General features: G+C 38.2%; 17 protein-coding genes, 5 tRNA genes and 1 riboswitch. Of the genes, 5 read left to right on the forward strand and 17 right to left on the reverse strand.

What is annotated here, in order from left to right; genetic code table 11:
• Positions 1-15: 15 nt before the first annotated feature.
• Positions 16-1,044 carry an alcohol dehydrogenase AdhP gene (gene adhP, locus SH603_RS09210; protein ID WP_019253136.1) on the reverse strand — a complete coding sequence of 343 codons (1,029 nt, stop codon included), beginning with the start codon at positions 1,042-1,044 and terminating at the stop codon, positions 16-18.
• 292 nt (positions 1,045-1,336) lie between these two features.
• Here adhP and SH603_RS11385 point away from each other — a divergent pair, with 292 nt between their 5' ends.
• Entirely contained in the window at positions 1,337-1,744 is a 408-nt protein-coding gene (locus SH603_RS11385; protein WP_225436709.1) for an alpha/beta hydrolase, read from the forward strand.
• Positions 1,692-2,297, forward strand: a complete 606-nt coding sequence (locus tag SH603_RS11390; RefSeq protein WP_225436710.1) for an alpha/beta hydrolase — start codon at positions 1,692-1,694, stop codon at positions 2,295-2,297. Before SH603_RS11385 ends, SH603_RS11390 begins: the two co-directional genes overlap by 53 nt.
• A 137-nt stretch (positions 2,298-2,434) precedes the next feature.
• Here the strand turns inward: SH603_RS11390 and SH603_RS09220 are convergent.
• From SH603_RS09220 to SH603_RS09280, 13 genes are all read right to left on the reverse strand, one after another.
• Positions 2,435-2,508: transfer RNA gene (locus SH603_RS09220), tRNA-Pro, on the reverse strand.
• A 45-nt stretch (positions 2,509-2,553) separates the two neighbouring features.
• Positions 2,554-2,627: transfer RNA gene (locus SH603_RS09225), tRNA-Arg, on the reverse strand.
• 5 nt (positions 2,628-2,632) lie between these two features.
• A tRNA-Gly gene (locus SH603_RS09230) sits at positions 2,633-2,704 on the reverse strand.
• Positions 2,705-2,794: 90 nt separating this feature from the next.
• Positions 2,795-2,877: transfer RNA gene (locus tag SH603_RS09235), tRNA-Leu, on the reverse strand.
• A 7-nt stretch (positions 2,878-2,884) separates the two neighbouring features.
• A tRNA-Val gene (locus SH603_RS09240) sits at positions 2,885-2,957 on the reverse strand.
• A gap of 65 nt (positions 2,958-3,022) precedes the next feature.
• Complete coding sequence (locus tag SH603_RS09245; RefSeq protein ID WP_321533879.1) at positions 3,023-3,664, reverse strand: deoxynucleoside kinase; 642 nt, start codon at positions 3,662-3,664, stop codon at positions 3,023-3,025.
• 98 nt (positions 3,665-3,762) lie between these two features.
• Positions 3,763-5,238, reverse strand: coding sequence for an amino acid permease (locus tag SH603_RS09250; RefSeq protein WP_035168573.1), 1,476 nt, complete (start codon positions 5,236-5,238; stop codon positions 3,763-3,765).
• Between the two features lie 127 nt (positions 5,239-5,365).
• Positions 5,366-5,540, reverse strand: a riboswitch (Lysine riboswitch).
• A gap of 37 nt (positions 5,541-5,577) precedes the next feature.
• Positions 5,578-6,033 (reverse strand): GNAT family N-acetyltransferase, encoded by a 456-nt coding sequence (locus SH603_RS09255; protein WP_169470895.1) that lies wholly within the window; start codon positions 6,031-6,033, stop codon positions 5,578-5,580.
• Positions 6,034-6,105: 72 nt separating this feature from the next.
• Positions 6,106-6,780 (reverse strand): phosphatase PAP2 family protein, encoded by a 675-nt coding sequence (locus tag SH603_RS09260; RefSeq protein WP_019252701.1) that lies wholly within the window; start codon positions 6,778-6,780, stop codon positions 6,106-6,108.
• A 55-nt stretch (positions 6,781-6,835) separates the two neighbouring features.
• Entirely contained in the window at positions 6,836-7,309 is a 474-nt protein-coding gene (locus tag SH603_RS09265; protein WP_169472427.1) for a threonine/serine exporter family protein, read from the reverse strand.
• An 11-nt stretch (positions 7,310-7,320) separates the two neighbouring features.
• Positions 7,321-8,076 (reverse strand): threonine/serine exporter family protein, encoded by a 756-nt coding sequence (locus SH603_RS09270; RefSeq protein WP_153700619.1) that lies wholly within the window; start codon positions 8,074-8,076, stop codon positions 7,321-7,323.
• A 101-nt stretch (positions 8,077-8,177) separates the two neighbouring features.
• A complete protein-coding gene (locus SH603_RS09275; RefSeq protein ID WP_153700620.1) occupies positions 8,178-8,378 on the reverse strand; it encodes a cold-shock protein in 201 nt (66 codons plus the stop codon).
• Positions 8,379-8,524: 146 nt separating this feature from the next.
• A complete protein-coding gene (locus SH603_RS09280) occupies positions 8,525-9,199 on the reverse strand; it encodes a metal-dependent transcriptional regulator (RefSeq protein ID WP_321533880.1) in 675 nt (224 codons plus the stop codon).
• 182 nt (positions 9,200-9,381) lie between these two features.
• Here SH603_RS09280 and SH603_RS09285 point away from each other — a divergent pair, with 182 nt between their 5' ends.
• Together SH603_RS09285 and SH603_RS09290 are read left to right on the forward strand one after the other, a co-directional pair.
• Complete coding sequence (locus SH603_RS09285; protein ID WP_321533881.1) at positions 9,382-10,296, forward strand: cation diffusion facilitator family transporter; 915 nt, start codon at positions 9,382-9,384, stop codon at positions 10,294-10,296.
• Between the two features lie 94 nt (positions 10,297-10,390).
• Positions 10,391-11,722: an ISL3 family transposase gene (locus tag SH603_RS09290; RefSeq protein WP_321533637.1), complete on the forward strand. Its 1,332-nt coding sequence runs from the start codon at positions 10,391-10,393 to the stop codon at positions 11,720-11,722.
• A gap of 144 nt (positions 11,723-11,866) precedes the next feature.
• Here SH603_RS09290 and SH603_RS09295 read toward each other — a convergent pair whose 3' ends face one another.
• From SH603_RS09295 to SH603_RS09305, 3 genes are all read right to left on the reverse strand, one after another.
• Positions 11,867-12,559 (reverse strand): VIT1/CCC1 transporter family protein, encoded by a 693-nt coding sequence (locus SH603_RS09295; protein WP_169470898.1) that lies wholly within the window; start codon positions 12,557-12,559, stop codon positions 11,867-11,869.
• Between the two features lie 14 nt (positions 12,560-12,573).
• On the reverse strand, positions 12,574-13,257 hold the full coding sequence (locus tag SH603_RS09300) for a VIT1/CCC1 transporter family protein (RefSeq protein WP_169472429.1): 684 nt from the start codon (positions 13,255-13,257) through the stop codon (positions 12,574-12,576).
• A gap of 200 nt (positions 13,258-13,457) precedes the next feature.
• On the reverse strand, positions 13,458-13,934 hold the full coding sequence (locus SH603_RS09305; protein ID WP_321533882.1) for a universal stress protein: 477 nt from the start codon (positions 13,932-13,934) through the stop codon (positions 13,458-13,460).
• Positions 13,935-14,210: 276 nt separating this feature from the next.
• Between SH603_RS09305 and SH603_RS09310 the strand changes: the two genes are divergently transcribed.
• Positions 14,211-14,951, forward strand: coding sequence for an amino acid ABC transporter ATP-binding protein (locus SH603_RS09310; protein WP_318635927.1), 741 nt, complete (start codon positions 14,211-14,213; stop codon positions 14,949-14,951).
• Positions 14,952-14,963 lie beyond the last annotated feature (12 nt).

Here is a 14,963-nt window from a genome sequence, read left to right on the forward strand (position 1 = left end):
AACTAACTTTTTTAATTAATCGTTATCGTTGTGAACAAAATCAACAACATTACGACCAACAACCTTGTTATCCTTAAGCTCTTGGATCATATCATTAATTTCGCTTAACTTACGAGTCTTAACGATTGGGTGAACCTTACCTTCTGCACCAAATTGGAAACATTCAGCTAAGTCTTGACGGGTACCAACTAATGAACCAGCAACAATGATACCATCAAGAACAGTCTTAGCAATGTTAAGCTTCATGTCACCTTGTGGAAGCGCAACGGCAACAAGCTTACCATCTGGGCGAAGTGAATCAACTGCTTGGTCGAATGCAGAGGCGGAAACAGCTGTTACTACAGCAGCGTGAACACCGCCAACCTTTTCTTGAATTTGCTTATCAACATCACCGTCATGACGGTTAATTAAAATTTCAGCACCATTCTTCTTAGCGGCTTCAAGCTTATCAGGATTACCATCAACAGCGATAACATGAGCACCAAATACGTTGTGCGCAAATTGGATACCCAAGTTACCTAAACCACCAGCACCAACGATTGATACCCATTGACCTGGCTTGATGTCAGCAACCTTCAATGCCTTGTACATCGTAACACCAGCACAAGTTAATGAAGTAGCTTCAACAGGATCAAGACCTTCTGGAACCTTAACAGCGTAGTCAGCTGGTACAATACATTGTTCAGCCATCGCACCGTCAGCAGTGTAACCTGAATTAAGAACGTTACGACAAAGAGTCTCACGACCAGTTAAACAATATTCACAGTGTCCACAGCCCTTGAAGAACCATGCAATTGATACACGGTCGCCAACTTTCAAGGAAGTAACGCCAGGGGCAACCTTAGATACACGACCAACCCCTTCGTGACCGATAATACGACCGGGCTTCTTACCAAAGTCCCCAGCAGCAACGTGTAAATCAGTGTGACAAAGACCACAATATTCCATGTCAACTAAAGCTTCACCGGGCTTCAAATCCCGAAGTTGAACATCTTTAACAGTAACAAAACCGTCTACTGGATCATTAATAACAGCAGCTTTCATAAGGTAAGATCTCCTTTATTAATAAACAAATTACTTTTTACAATGCTTATAGTACCATAACTCCTAGACAAATTTAAAGTGAAAATTTGCACATTTGCCGAAATAAATAGTTTTGTTTTTTTATTAAAGTACTGATATAACAACAATAAAGTCCAGTAAATCAATTCTATTCATATTGTAAAGTAAATCACTTACTAATCATCACTAAAGCTTTACTGTTATAATTTTAGACGCTCTCTATTAATAATGGATGTTATAATTTAATCAATTAGACAAAGGAGTGAGTATAATAATGTCTTATGGATATATCACCAAGCTAAGTGAAAATGTAGAGCGGCAACATATTCGTTACAATAATCGTTATGGAACGGCAATCGCTGCTGATATCTACACCCCTAAGAATCTAGAAGAAGACAAACTGTTACCAGCCATTGTAATCGGGGCACCTTATGGAAGCACAAAAGAACAGGCAGCAGCAATTTATGCAAATACGTTTGCTCAATTAGGTTTTGCTACTCTCGCATTTGATCAAGTATACATGGGCGAATCAGCTGGCGAACCGCGTCATGTTGCTTCTCCAGACTTATATGCAGAATCTTTTAGTGCCGCAGTTGATTATCTAGGCACAAAAGCAAAGCATGTCAATCGTGAACAAATTAGTGTTATCGGTATCAGTGGGGGGAGCTGGGTTTGCTCTTAGTGCTGCGGCTGTTGATACGCGAATTAAATCTGTTGTAACAATTTCAATGTATGATATGACAGATATTCGTGAAATGGCTAATCTTGCTCCTGAACAATTATTCCAGCTTAAAAATCAATTATCAAAGCAACGGTGGGATGATTTTGAAAATGGGCAGCCTGACTATCACCCTTCCTTCCCAGAAGAACCATATGATAGTATTGACGATTTACCAAATCATGATGAATTAACAAATGAATGGCTTCGTTTTTACGCTCTTAAACGTGGCTTCCATCCCAATGCACGTGGAACCGCAACAACCACTTCTAATTTAGCAATGCTTGAATTTTCTGCATTAGACTATATTAAGGAAATTTCACCACGACCAATCCTATTTGTTTATGGAGACAATGCTCACTCCCGCTCTTATTCTGAGAGAGCTTATTACCTCGCTAACCAACCAAAGCAAAAATTGATCGTAGAAGACTGCGAGCATATTGATCTTTATGATAATCCGGAAAAAATTCCAGTAGATCAAATTGCAAAGTTTATAAAAGACAGTTTCAACGCATAATCAAACGACAAAATGCCAGCCAGCGCCTCAATTATGGAGCGCTGGTTGGTATTTTCTTTCTAACTGTTTTCGGAAGTTAATAATAAAAGACTGCTATCTCTTCTATTATAGAATAGGATAACAGTCTTTTTAACTTATCGGAATTACAAGATTTGAACTTGCGACCTCTGCGTCCCGAACGCAGCGCTCTACCAAGCTGAGCTAAATTCCGAAAAAATAAGCGTAACAGTTAAACTGTCACGCTTATTATAATTAGTGCACCCAGAAGGAGTCGAACCTTCAACCTTCTGATTCGTAGTCAGACACTCTATCCAATTGCGCTATGGGTGCATATAAGCGGAAGACGGGATTCGAACCCGCGACCCCCACCATGGCAAGGTGATGTTCTACCACTGAACTACTTCCGCATGTCTCTGATAAGTTATTCCCTATCAACGGTTATTAATATTACACGAAAATCTCATCAATGTCAACAAGAATTTTCAAAAAATATTAAATGCGGATGAAGGGACTTGAACCCTTACATCAAAATGATACAAGATCCTAAATCTTGCGCGTCTGCCAATTCCGCCACATCCGCAAATTAATGGAGGATACAGGGCTCGAACCTGTGACCCCCTGCTTGTAAGGCAGATGCTCTCCCAACTGAGCTAATCCTCCATAAATAGGCTTGCTATATAAATCAGCCTATTTAATATATCATCTATATACTTTTTTGTCAAATTCTATTTAAGATTTAATTCAATTAATTTTTCATCAATCATGGCTAAGACCTTCTTAGCTGCAGCCGGATCTTCAACAAAATCATATTTATCGCCATCAATAACCATCTTAGGGCTTTCATTATAATCCTCATACCATTGAACATAACGTTCGTTTAAATTTTTATAATATGAATATAAGGAAGGATCATTAGCAATTTGTTCAAATGAACGTCCCCGTTTCTTAATCCGTTCAAGCATTGTTTCAAACGAAACCCTAATTGTAATTAAAAGGTTAGGGGCTTTTTGGTGTGGTTGCTCTGGCAATTCTTCCATCATATTACCTAATAATGAAGAATAAATATTTGACTCCGTTTCCGTAGCCCGGCCCATATCCGCGTTTAACTTGAACAATAAAGCATCTTCAAAGATTGAACGGTCCAAAACATTTAAGTCATTTGAGTATGAATCTTTAATCTCAGCAAGACGTTTGTTTAAAAAGTAAATCTGTAATAAGAAGCCATATTTTTTAGGATCTTTATAAAAAAGCGGCAAAATTTTATTATTGTCGACGGACTCATAAAAGGCCTGACTATTAAGATGGTCGGCTAATAACTTTGTCAAACTGGTCTTTCCTGCACCGATTGTCCCGGCTATAGCAATCATTAGTTATTTCCCCCTATTTCAAATTCAAAAAGTAACGAAAACAATTCTAACATTTAAAATAAAAAGGAGCGAGTATTTTCTCGTTCCTTTTTCACTTGCTAATCATCTTCTGGTTCGTATGATTCACCCTTTGTTCGCCGTGATAAATCAACCTTATCAAGCGGAATCAAGTGTGTCTTATAACGAATCTTGTAGTAGAAGAAAAGAATTAAGAATAATGGAATTCCCATGTAAGTAATCAAGATGTTTTGCCAATCCATTTTTACAAAAGCATCGATGTTTTGACCACAAATAACGATAATACACAAAGCAAGTGCGAATACTGGACCAAATGGGAATCCGGTTGCGTGATACTTCAATTCGGAAAGCGTATGTCCCTGCTTAAGGAATGCCTTTCTAAATCGATAGTGGGAAACTGCAATTCCCAACCATGCAATAAATCCACACAATCCCGATGCACCAATTAAGTAGTTATAAGCTTTTGGACCAATAAATTGGGTTGCATAAGCTGCTAATGAGACAACCATTGTTCCTAGTAAAGCATAAATCGGAATACCACGCCGGTTTACATAACCAAAAATCCGCCATGCATACCCTTCACGCGCTTGTGAATAAAGCATCCGGGTTGAGGCATATAAACCAGAGTTAGCAGCAGAAATGACGGCAGTTAAGATAACCGCATTCATTGCACTAGCTGCAAAGGCTAATCCCGCCCGCTTAAACACAATTGTAAATGGACTCATTGTAATGTTTGAAACATCTTGATTCAATAAGTTCTTATCTGTGTAAGGCAGGATACAAGCAATAACAAAAATAGCAAAAATATAAAAAAGTAAAATTCGCCAGAAAGTTGAATGGATTGCCTTGGAGACAGACTTTTCTGGTGTAGCGGCTTCACCAGCAGTAATTCCAACTAATTCTGTTCCTTGGAATGAGAAACCAGCAACCAAGAAAACACTAATAATCGCTGGCACTCCCCCAACAAACGGTGCTTGCTTGTAGTGGAAGTTGCTTAATCCAACAGGCTTACCGCCCATAATTCCAAAAATAATTGCAACACCAACAATTAAAAATACGATAACTGTGACCACTTTGATTAAAGCAAGCCAAAATTCAGTTTCACCATAAGACCGTACCGATAAATAATTGATTAAGAAAATTAGTGCCATCACTGTTACACTAAAAATCCAGCCTGGAACATTGGGAAGCCAATAATTCATTACAATTCCCGCAGTTGTAACATCAACGGGGATTGTAATTGCCCAGTTAAACCAATAATTCCAGCCAAGAGCAAAACCTAGTGCTGGATCAACAAATTTCGTCGAATAAGCTGAAAACGATCCAGTCAATGGCATATACGTTGCCATTTCACCCAGACTCGTCATTAGGAAATAAACCATAATTCCCATAATTCCATATGCAACTAATGCTCCACCAGGTCCCGCAGTTGAAATAGCGGATCCACTAGCAATAAAAAGTCCCGTACCGATTGTTCCACCAAGAGCAATCATGGACAAGTGACGCGTCTGTAATGTCCGTTCCATATGACCCGTCGACTTAGATTCATCTGCCATAAATATATTTCCTCCAAATTTGTGTGTCTTAACGTCAACATTTTCGAAGAGGATAAATTAAAGGGGTCTTCTGATCGGTAACCCTACCAGAAGACCCAACTTAATACCTATAATTAATCGTTGAATCAATTTAGGAAGCGCCCCGCAATTATTGCGACAGTCTATAGCCTATTGTGACTATAGCCCAACATCTACCAGAAATAAGCTAAGTAGTGTTTCGGCATATTTCCCTTTCACTAATACTCCGGTGCTTATTCACCTAATACCAGTTACTAATAAAATACGCAACCTCTTCATCGAATGAAATTATACCCCACTCAAATGAAAATGCAAGCCCGATTAATTAATAATGCATTGCCATAGGTCGTCCTTGTCATAAATAAAGCCACATTTAATAAGTACTCGCTGGGAACGATAATTACTTTGTTTGCACTCCGCATGAATCGTAATTTTAGATGGCAAAATAGAAATAAATTTTTGAAGTGCAGCTGTCATTATGCCTTTATTCCATTGGTCTTGTTGTAAAAGATAACCTACTTCATAATGATGAGCAATTCTTTTTCCTTCATCCCCATACCAAGCACTTAACACAATCATTCCCACTATATCTTCATTTATTTTTACTACCATCACATGATTATGGCGAATAAACATCTTAATGGCTTGCGCACGTTTTTCTTCTTGAAGCGGTAAAAGCAATCCCACTGTTTGTGTTAATTTTTCATCGTCCAATAATTTAACTAACGCTCCTAAATTGTTATTATTTTTTGCTGGTTCAATTATAATTTCACTCATTTTTTCTCCTATTTCCCGGGAAATAAAAAAGAGGAGCAACAAAAAAAGATTGCCCTCTATCAATTTCGATTATTAAATTTCAACACTACGGAAGAACGGAATTCGTTGCAATCGTGGTGCCCAAGCGACATAGAGCCATTCCGCTACTTGTAACCATGCATAAGCTAATAACATTGCACCAATCGTATCAAATGGCCAGTGAGCATAAAGATATACCCGCGATACCGCCAAAAAGAAGACTGCGAATATTAATAAGATTTGCAAAATTGTGCGGACAGATGCTTTTTGAATAAGCGGAATTACAATTAAGAATAAAATTGCTACTACCAAGAAGAATCCTAAAGTGTGACCACTAGGGAAACTATAGCCATCATCTGCTGCCAAGTGTTGTGCAGGACGGACCCGCTTAACGATGTGTTTAATAATTGTTCCAAGCACATCTCCACCAAAAATCGTTCCTAATGACCATAATGCTGGGATGCGATAACCCTTCAGCCATAAAACACCTGCAATAATAAATACCCATACTAAATCTAAGACTGGTTTAGCTAAAAATGAAAGCAAACTCATCAAAGCATGGAACCAACCAATTCCTTCCAGGCGCTGACTGGTAAATAATGACTGCAAAACAGCATCAATCATTGTTAACACTGACGAATTAAACATAATTAATAGCATCAATGCAATAAAGAAACCACCGCTTAAGGCAAAACGCCACCACCGATGATCATCACGTTCAATAAACATAATCAAGGATTCTCCTAACTTAAATTAATTAATCAAAAATGAGTATACCACAGTGTCAAAAATTCCATCGTGACTTTTTAATTAAATATTTATGAAGATAGTTCAAAACACGATTTAAAAGTTCTCCTAACCCAAAGCCAAGCGTAATTGCGCCAACAATGACAACTACCTGGTAGAAATAAACATTAACAAGGTGGTAATTGCCAATAGCGAAATTGCGAACCATTTTATAGGCCTGTCCTCCCGGCACGAATGGAACTAGTGCGGGCACATTAAAAACAATAATCGGCATTCGTTTTCGCCGAGCTGCTGCCTGACTTAATACCGAAATTAAGATTGCAGCAACTAAATTACTAAACGCAAGGCCAATTCCACTGCAATAATACATTATCCAATAGATTACCCATACGCTTCCGCCAATCATCCCTGCAGTATTGTAGGCATGTTTAGGAATGTTTAAGAGGATTCCGAAACAAACTGTCGAAACATAACATAAGAAAAATTGTAATAATAGGGTACTCCAATTCATCTCCTACCCTCCTAATTAAAGTGCAAAACAATTACAATCGCACTACCAATCGAAACAGCAGTTAAGATCGCCTCAATTCCTCTTGTGGGTCCGCTAATTAAATTTCCTGAAACTAAATCCCGTGCCGCATTAGTTAAGGGCACTCCGGGAACCAGAGGCATAACCGCGCCAATAATAATATCATTAATATTATTAGCGAGGTGCATTCTAACAAATATCACCGCCAAAATACCTATAATCAAGGAAGAACAAAACTCTCCTAAATACTGAATCTTAAATTTTCGCAAAAGGTATGAAAATGTCCCATAACCTACGCCACCTGCAAGGAAGCCGCCCCAAGAATCAGCAACATTGCCTGTAAAGACAATCATCAATGCGCCACTTAAAATTGCAGCGGCAAATGATTCATACCAGTTTTGCCATCTTGGCATCTTTTGGCGATCAATCTTTTTTAATTTGGCAAATGCTTGTGGAACATCAATTTTGCGCCGTGCTAATTCACGAGAAACTTCATTGACATCCGCAATTTTGCTTAAATTATTTTTTCGATGACGAATATTAATTACTTGGGCAGCAGGCTCATTAATTGTCCCAACTACAATACCAGTTACGGTTGTAAAGGCCTGAAAGTCATGGAGTCCAGCGCTTTTTGCCATTCGGAATAAGGTATCGTTAACCCGTTCCATATTGGATCCATTCTCAATTAAAAGTCTCCCCGCTAGTAAACACGTCTTTAGCGCGAGTGCTTGTCGTCGTTTTGTTAACATCTTTTCGCCTTCTCTGTTCAAAGATATTTATTATTATCCTCTGTTTAGATAAGGAGCTCAATACAAAAAAACGGCCGGAAAAATCCAGTCGTTTTTTGTATTTAGTCTTTAACTACATTTGCAGCTTGAAGGCCACGTTCGCCTTCTTCAACTTCAAACGTAACAGATTGTCCTTCGCTCAATGACTTAAAGCCATCCCCTTGAATAGCAGAAAAATGAACAAACACGTCATCGCCGCTTTCACGAGTAATGAAGCCATACCCCTTATCGTCATTAAACCATTTAACAGTTCCTTGTTCCATGTTGGAAATCCTCCTGTGCATTAAGCACTAATATAATTTGTAATTCGTCTCAGGTGAAGAGATCCATTTGCAATGAAACAATCGAACCAACCGCACTTAAAAAAACTACAAAAACCATTGTATCACATAAATAATCATTTACATAATTAATCTTTATTTTCTTGAGCTGTGTCCGGTTCAATAAAAATATTATGCGAAGCCTTATATAAAACATTAATTTCTTGGTCGCTATCCTCTTTTTGAATCACAATTGGTCCTTCAAAAGGCTCATGGCGAATTACAGTAACTTGTTCTTGAGGTCGTAATCCTAACTCTTCTAAGTAAGTGAGCAGCTCATGATTATCTAAGAATCGTTCTAGTTCAACTTTTTCCCCATCATCAGCATCTGCCAATAAACGATGCGTTACATCTGGAAACTTGCCATTAGCTGATGGAATTACTCCACCATGCGGACAATGATCAGGGTGTTGAAGAAAAGCATCTAAGGCCGTTGCTAGTCGATCACTCGTCTGATGTTCAAGAATTTCCGCTTCGGAATGAACATCCGCAAAATTATAGTGAAGCTTATCTACTAAAAATGTTTCCCATAAACGATGCTTCCGAACTAATTCCGCAGCATACTTTTGTCCTTTTTCCGTTAAAGAAATACCGGCATATGGTTCATGAACAACCAGCCCTTCGTCAGCCAACTTAGAAATCATCTCGGTTACTGATCCAGCGGCAATTCCTAGTCCAAGGGAAATCTCTTTATTAGAAACTTTTTTATGACTACCACCTAATTCAAAAATAATTTTTAGATAGTCTTCCTTCATTGGAGTCAAATTGTTTCACCTCTGGGTATTAAAATTTGGCCTACGATCGGTCATTGTCTGTTTTTATATATTAACATTGAACCCAAATTGATTATAGCATATTATTAAAAGTGTAGTTTGGAAAGCCTAACTTTTTTGTTATAAGCTTTTTATAAACCCGCAATCGATCTTTACGGAGGAGTAGGTAAATCATGGACGAAAAAGTAACAGGGAAACGCTTTTTAGCAGTTACCCTCCTAAATATAATAATTACAATTGTTGAAATTCTCGGAGGTATCCTCTCTGGAAGTTTAGCCTTACTATCAGACGCTTTTCATAACTTGGGAGATTCGCTTTCCATTGTACTAGGCTATTTTGCCCAGCATATTGGGGGACAGCCAGAGAATCGGCAGCGAACCTATGGCTACCGGCGAGCTGAAATCCTCTCAGCATTAACTAATAGTATCTTTTTAATTGTTATCTCTTTCTTTTTAATTATTGAAGCTATTAAACGGTTAGAGCATCCCCAGCATATTAACGGGTGCATTATGTTAACCGTGGCCGTGATTGGTCTTCTTGCAAACTTTATTTCCGCAGCCCTTTTACATGCTGGCAGCGAAGACAGCTTAAATGTCAAAGCAACTTATCTCCATATTCTAAGTGACGCGCTCTCTTCTGTCGCTGTTATCATTGGAGGAATCATTCTTACCTTTGTCAATGTACCATGGCTTGATCCTGCCTTGACAATCGGGGTTGCCCTCTATATTGCTTATGAAGCTTGGCCAATTATTAATCAGACTATCAAAATCCTCATGCAATCCTCGCCTGATCTTGATTATGATTCCATCGAAAATGATTTAAAACAGATTGATGGAGTTACAGCTGTTCACCACGTTCATGCATGGATGATGGATGAACACCGAATTATTTTTTCTGCCCATCTGAATTGTGATGACTTGCCGCTAAGCCAGGTTGAGCGAATCTATAGTCAAGTAGAAAAGATCTTGCATGAAAAATACGGAATTTGCCACGTTACTATTCAGGCAGAATATCACCGGGGGAAAGATGAAGAACTATTCAATACTCCCGTTGATGAAAAAAATGGGCTCTACAATTTTAAGTACTGATGAATTTAACATCAGGGCTTTATTTGTTTAAAATTTAAAATAAAAAAGCGAAAGATGGTTGGACCCCGTCTTCGCTAAGAAAGGACCGTCTTTCATGAACAATTCTATCAAAACTATCTTAGGAATTAAAGATCCTTACCTCAAACTAGATGAAAAGAATTTTGATAACCCAATTGAAGATCAACCTAATCAAATCATTGTCCATCTTATTCAAACTTACCCCATGCATTGCCCAAAATGTGGACACTTAATGTGTAAAAATGGCTATAGAACAGTTAATTGCTTGGGACCAGAGCTTCACTTTAAGCCAACAATCTGGTCGATTAAAAAGCAAAAATATATCTGTAAAGCTTCTTCTTCTTGCCCTGAAGTAGTTACTAAATTAGCAGCCGTTGAAGATATTCATTATCGTAATCATATCTCTTTAGCGATAAAACAACGGGCAATGATGCTTCTAACAAAAAACGAATCACAAAGTGATTTAGCCAAAGAATTAAATGTCTCTGACTGGACAATTAGACGAGTCATTACAAATCTTGATCAGTTTTTTAAGCCTAACTATCATTGGTTACCTCGCCATATTGCCTTTGATGATTTCAAGTCTGGTCGCTTTGCCCCCAGCGGAATGAGTATGATTCTAATGAATATTGAAAATAAGCGGACGCTTGATATTATCTTGTCACGTAAAAATAGCTATCTGCGAAAATACTTTCTTCGATATGACCGTTCAGCACGCTTAGCAGTTCAAACAGTAACGGTTGACTTGTACACTCCTTACCGCCATTTGATTCATGAGCTTTTCCCCCACGCTTTAATTATCGCTGATCATTTTCATATTGTTGCTCAAGCATATCGTGCATTTAACAAAATTAGGATCCAAGTAATGAATCGTGCCGGTGCTGGCACTCATAAATGGCGTGCACTTAAGCACTTTTGGAAATTACTCCTAACGCCTGCTAATGAGCTTAAATATGATAATTATTGGTCAAGGCGTAACTTTAGTTACGCTCAATTAACCGATGTGGAAGTCATTCATCGTCTTCTAAGCTTTGATAATGAACTAAAAAGGGCTTATGAATACTATCAAAACTTAATTCTGGTGATTGCTCATCGTAGCAAGAAAGAATTAAAAAACTTACTCGCGATTAAATGGACGCAGCTTCCCCAAGCACTGCAAAAAGTTCAGCATACTCTTCGCAGCTATAAACAAGAAATTTACAATAGTTTTAAATATGATACCTATACAAATGGTCCCGTTGAAGGAACTAACAATAAAATTAAAGTTATTAAACGAACTGCTTATGGCTTTCGTAATTTCTTTAATTTCCGAATTAGAATCCTCCTTGCATTACCAAATACCTACATTGCAATAAACTGGAGAAATAAACAAACAGCTCATGCCAAAGTCCAGGCACAAGCTGCTTAGTAAAATTATTTTATTTTCTCATCAGTACTTCTTGACGAAGAGCCAAAAAATGTTATTAATAACGACTTCAAACAGGACTAAAATTAAAGGAAGCAAAAAGTTGAGCGAAAACTCAGCCTCTTGCTTCCTAATTTTTTATATAAATTAAAATAATTTTCCGACTCCGTAGTGAATCGTAATCGTAATCAAACCAATAATAATATTTCGAATAACTGCAACTTTTACAAGCCCGTTACCAAGCTTAGAACTGATATAACCAGTTAAGGCACTAGTGAAAGCAACCGCTAAAATCACGGCATACCACTTATATGCTTCGGGAGCAAAAGTCATCGCCATCAACGGAATCAAGCCTCCAGCAGCTGCTGAAAAAAGAGAAGAAAATGCCGCATCCCAAGGGTTCAGATAGTGACCAAGCTCAATATCATACTTAATCCGAACAACCGTCTCGAGGGGCTTTTTATTAAGAAGGTCTTTAGCAATTTTGATTGATGTTTCAGGGGTAACTCCTTTATTTACATAATAGTCTTTTACTGCTGCAAGTTCCCCTTCATAATCGGTTTTTAAGAGCTGTTCTTCTTGAGCAACGGCCGCTTTTTCCGTATCCTTTTGGGTAGATACAGAGGCATATTCGCCAGAAGCCATTGAAAATGCACAAGCAAGCAAATCAGACAAGCCAGCAATGAAGATAGTGAAACGGTCACTTGTCGCTGCTGCTACCGATACCAGGACACCGACAACAGTTAGAATGCCATCATTTGAACCTAGTACCCCGGCTCGTAACGTATTTAGTTTCTCTTCCATTGTTTGCTTTTGCTGCTTCTTTACCTTAATAGTCATTTAATCTCATCTCCCTACCGTGCAAATAATTGTCCAATCAGGTATGTAACCCCCATTGTTAACAATCCAGCAACTGCATTTCTGATCATTGACTTAATCCGGTTAGATTTTCCTAAAACTGCCGCAAAATAGCCAGTAATTAACAAGGCAATCAGAACTGCAATTGCGGTTGCTAAGATTCGAACATTTGCAGGGGAAACGGTAACCGCCACCATCGGTAAAATTGAACCGGTTGGAAAAGATATAAAAGAAGCAATCGCCGCAGCATATGGGCTTGTAAACTCATTAGGATTAAAGCCATAGCGTTCTTGAACAGCTTTCCCTAAAGCATCTTTTTCCATTAATTCTTTCGTCGCTTGCTTAGCTAGTTGTGGATCGATGTCTTGAGCTTCATATTTCTTTTGAACATAGTCAAATTCATGCTGGTATTGATTCTGAAGCCGCTGCTTTTCACTAATCAAAGCCATTTTTTGTGAGTCCTTTTGGGTCGAAACTGAGACGTACTCCCCCATACACATTGAAATCATACCGGCAAGTGTTCCGGACAAACCTGCGATTAAGATGGAACGGGCATTACTCGTTGCCGCTGCCACCCCGATAACAATTCCGGCAATTGAAATAATCCCATCATTAGCCCCCATCACACTCGCACGCAGAACGTTTACCTTTTGTGCTAGTGACATCTTTTTCTTGGACACATTTATCCCTTCCCTCTTTCAGTTTAGAATCATTATAACATAGGGATGAATAAAAACAACCAAATAATCTTCAAATGATATTCTATCTTAGAATCATTAAAAAATATATTTTTATGTAAAAAGAGGCTGGGGAAATCCAACCTCTTTGCTATTTTAAATTGTAAACTGCCAAAACGCAGTAGCTCAAAAAATTAAATTATTTATTCATAAGCCTGAACAGTATTGGTCCGAATAACAAATACTGATGTTCCAGCATGACGAGCCATGTATGATGCCTGGGAACCAACTGCCTTACGGTTACCCTTCTTGCCAATTGAACCAACAACTAATAAATCCGGTTGGAAGGCAGGGATAACGTGATTACAAATCCGCTCAGCCGGCCGTTCACCACGATCAACAATTGCCGTAATCTTTTCTGGATCAACACCGTAATCAATCGCTGCTTGGACATATTCATTTACTCGTTGACGTAATTCGTCTTCACTGCTATGAACATAATCCTTATCTAAGATCTGATATACATTTACCCGGTCAGTTTCAAGAATTGAGACAATTCCTAGCGCTGAGCCATCACGTTTCGCCTTGTCAACCGCATATGAAAAAGCGACACGGGCATCTGGTGCATCGTCAACACCAACGAGGATCTTTTTGAACTTCTTTGGCTTTATTTCCAACATTAGTATTCTCCTCCCTATGTTCTACACTTTAACGGTGAAGCATTACTCGCTCCTCTTCGTTAAATCATATTCTTCACTCCTTATGTTACTACTTATCTCGATTTTGTAAATAATTATTTCGGCCTTCCTAAAATAAAAGTGATTTATTAAAGAATTTTATAATTATTTTTTCAAATTCACTTCTACACAATTCTCATTTTGACGACTTATAGAACAATCGATATAATAAAAGTTACTTACTTCTTGATAATATAACGAAACGAGGTTAATTATTTCATGTCAATGATTGAATTTCATAATGTACAAAAATATTATGGCAAGTTTCATGCATTAAAAGATATTAATTTAACAATCGATGCTGGTGAAACAGTTGTTTTAATTGGGCCATCTGGCTCGGGAAAAAGTAGTTTAATCCGGACTGTTAATGGTTTAGATCCTATTAGAGACGGTCAATTAATCGTTAATGGCTTTGACCTTGCTGATAAGAAGACCAATGTTAATTTAATTCGAAAAGATGTTGGGATGGTCTTTCAACACTTTAACTTATATAACAATAAGAGTGTTATCGAAAACATCATGCTCGCACCACGAATCGTATTAAAGCGCCCAGAAGATGAAAACCGTGAGTTAGCAATGAAACTGCTTGATAAAGTTGGCCTTGCAAATAAGGCTGAAAGTATGCCTGCTCAGCTATCTGGAGGGCAAAAACAACGAATTGCGATTGCCCGCAGTCTGGCTATGAAGCCTAAATGCCTCCTGTTCGATGAACCAACAAGTGCGCTCGATCCGGAAATGATTGATGATGTTTTAGACGTTATGAAAGATATCGCTAAAAACTCCAACATGACAATGTTAGTAGTGACCCACGAAATGGGCTTTGCACGGGCAGTTGCTGACCGGGTTATTTTTATGGCAGATGGACGAATCTTAGAAGATGATTCAACCAAAAAATTCTTTGGTGATCAGCCTTCTACAGAGCGTGCTCGTAAATTCATGAGTAAAATCAGTGGGCACTAAGGAGGTATAACA

This window comes from Limosilactobacillus reuteri (genome assembly GCF_034259105.1).
GTDB lineage: Bacteria > Bacillota > Bacilli > Lactobacillales > Lactobacillaceae > Limosilactobacillus > Limosilactobacillus reuteri_G.

What these genes read in the sequence shown, in the direction of transcription:
- SH603_RS09245 (WP_321533879.1), bottom strand. Translation starts at nt 3,664, where the DNA reads ATGATTGCTATAGCCGGGACAATCGGTGCAGGAAAGACCAGTTTGACA.
- SH603_RS09275 (WP_153700620.1), bottom strand. Translation starts at nt 8,378, where the DNA reads ATGGAACAAGGAACTGTTAAATGGTTTAATGACGATAAGGGGTATGGC.
- SH603_RS09260 (WP_019252701.1), bottom strand. Translation starts at nt 6,780, where the DNA reads ATGTTTATTGAACGTGATGATCATCGGTGGTGGCGTTTTGCCTTAAGC.
- SH603_RS09310 (WP_318635927.1), top strand. Translation starts at nt 14,211, where the DNA reads ATGTCAATGATTGAATTTCATAATGTACAAAAATATTATGGCAAGTTT.
- SH603_RS09295 (WP_169470898.1), bottom strand. Translation starts at nt 12,559, where the DNA reads ATGACTATTAAGGTAAAGAAGCAGCAAAAGCAAACAATGGAAGAGAAA.
- SH603_RS09285 (WP_321533881.1), top strand. Translation starts at nt 9,382, where the DNA reads ATGGACGAAAAAGTAACAGGGAAACGCTTTTTAGCAGTTACCCTCCTA.
- SH603_RS11385 (WP_225436709.1), top strand. Translation starts at nt 1,337, where the DNA reads ATGTCTTATGGATATATCACCAAGCTAAGTGAAAATGTAGAGCGGCAA.
- SH603_RS09290 (WP_321533637.1), top strand. Translation starts at nt 10,391, where the DNA reads ATGAACAATTCTATCAAAACTATCTTAGGAATTAAAGATCCTTACCTC.
- SH603_RS09270 (WP_153700619.1), bottom strand. Translation starts at nt 8,076, where the DNA reads ATGTTAACAAAACGACGACAAGCACTCGCGCTAAAGACGTGTTTACTA.
- SH603_RS09255 (WP_169470895.1), bottom strand. Translation starts at nt 6,033, where the DNA reads ATGAGTGAAATTATAATTGAACCAGCAAAAAATAATAACAATTTAGGA.
- SH603_RS09265 (WP_169472427.1), bottom strand. Translation starts at nt 7,309, where the DNA reads ATGAATTGGAGTACCCTATTATTACAATTTTTCTTATGTTATGTTTCG.
- adhP (WP_019253136.1), bottom strand. Translation starts at nt 1,044, where the DNA reads ATGAAAGCTGCTGTTATTAATGATCCAGTAGACGGTTTTGTTACTGTT.
- SH603_RS09305 (WP_321533882.1), bottom strand. Translation starts at nt 13,934, where the DNA reads ATGTTGGAAATAAAGCCAAAGAAGTTCAAAAAGATCCTCGTTGGTGTT.
- SH603_RS09250 (WP_035168573.1), bottom strand. Translation starts at nt 5,238, where the DNA reads ATGGCAGATGAATCTAAGTCGACGGGTCATATGGAACGGACATTACAG.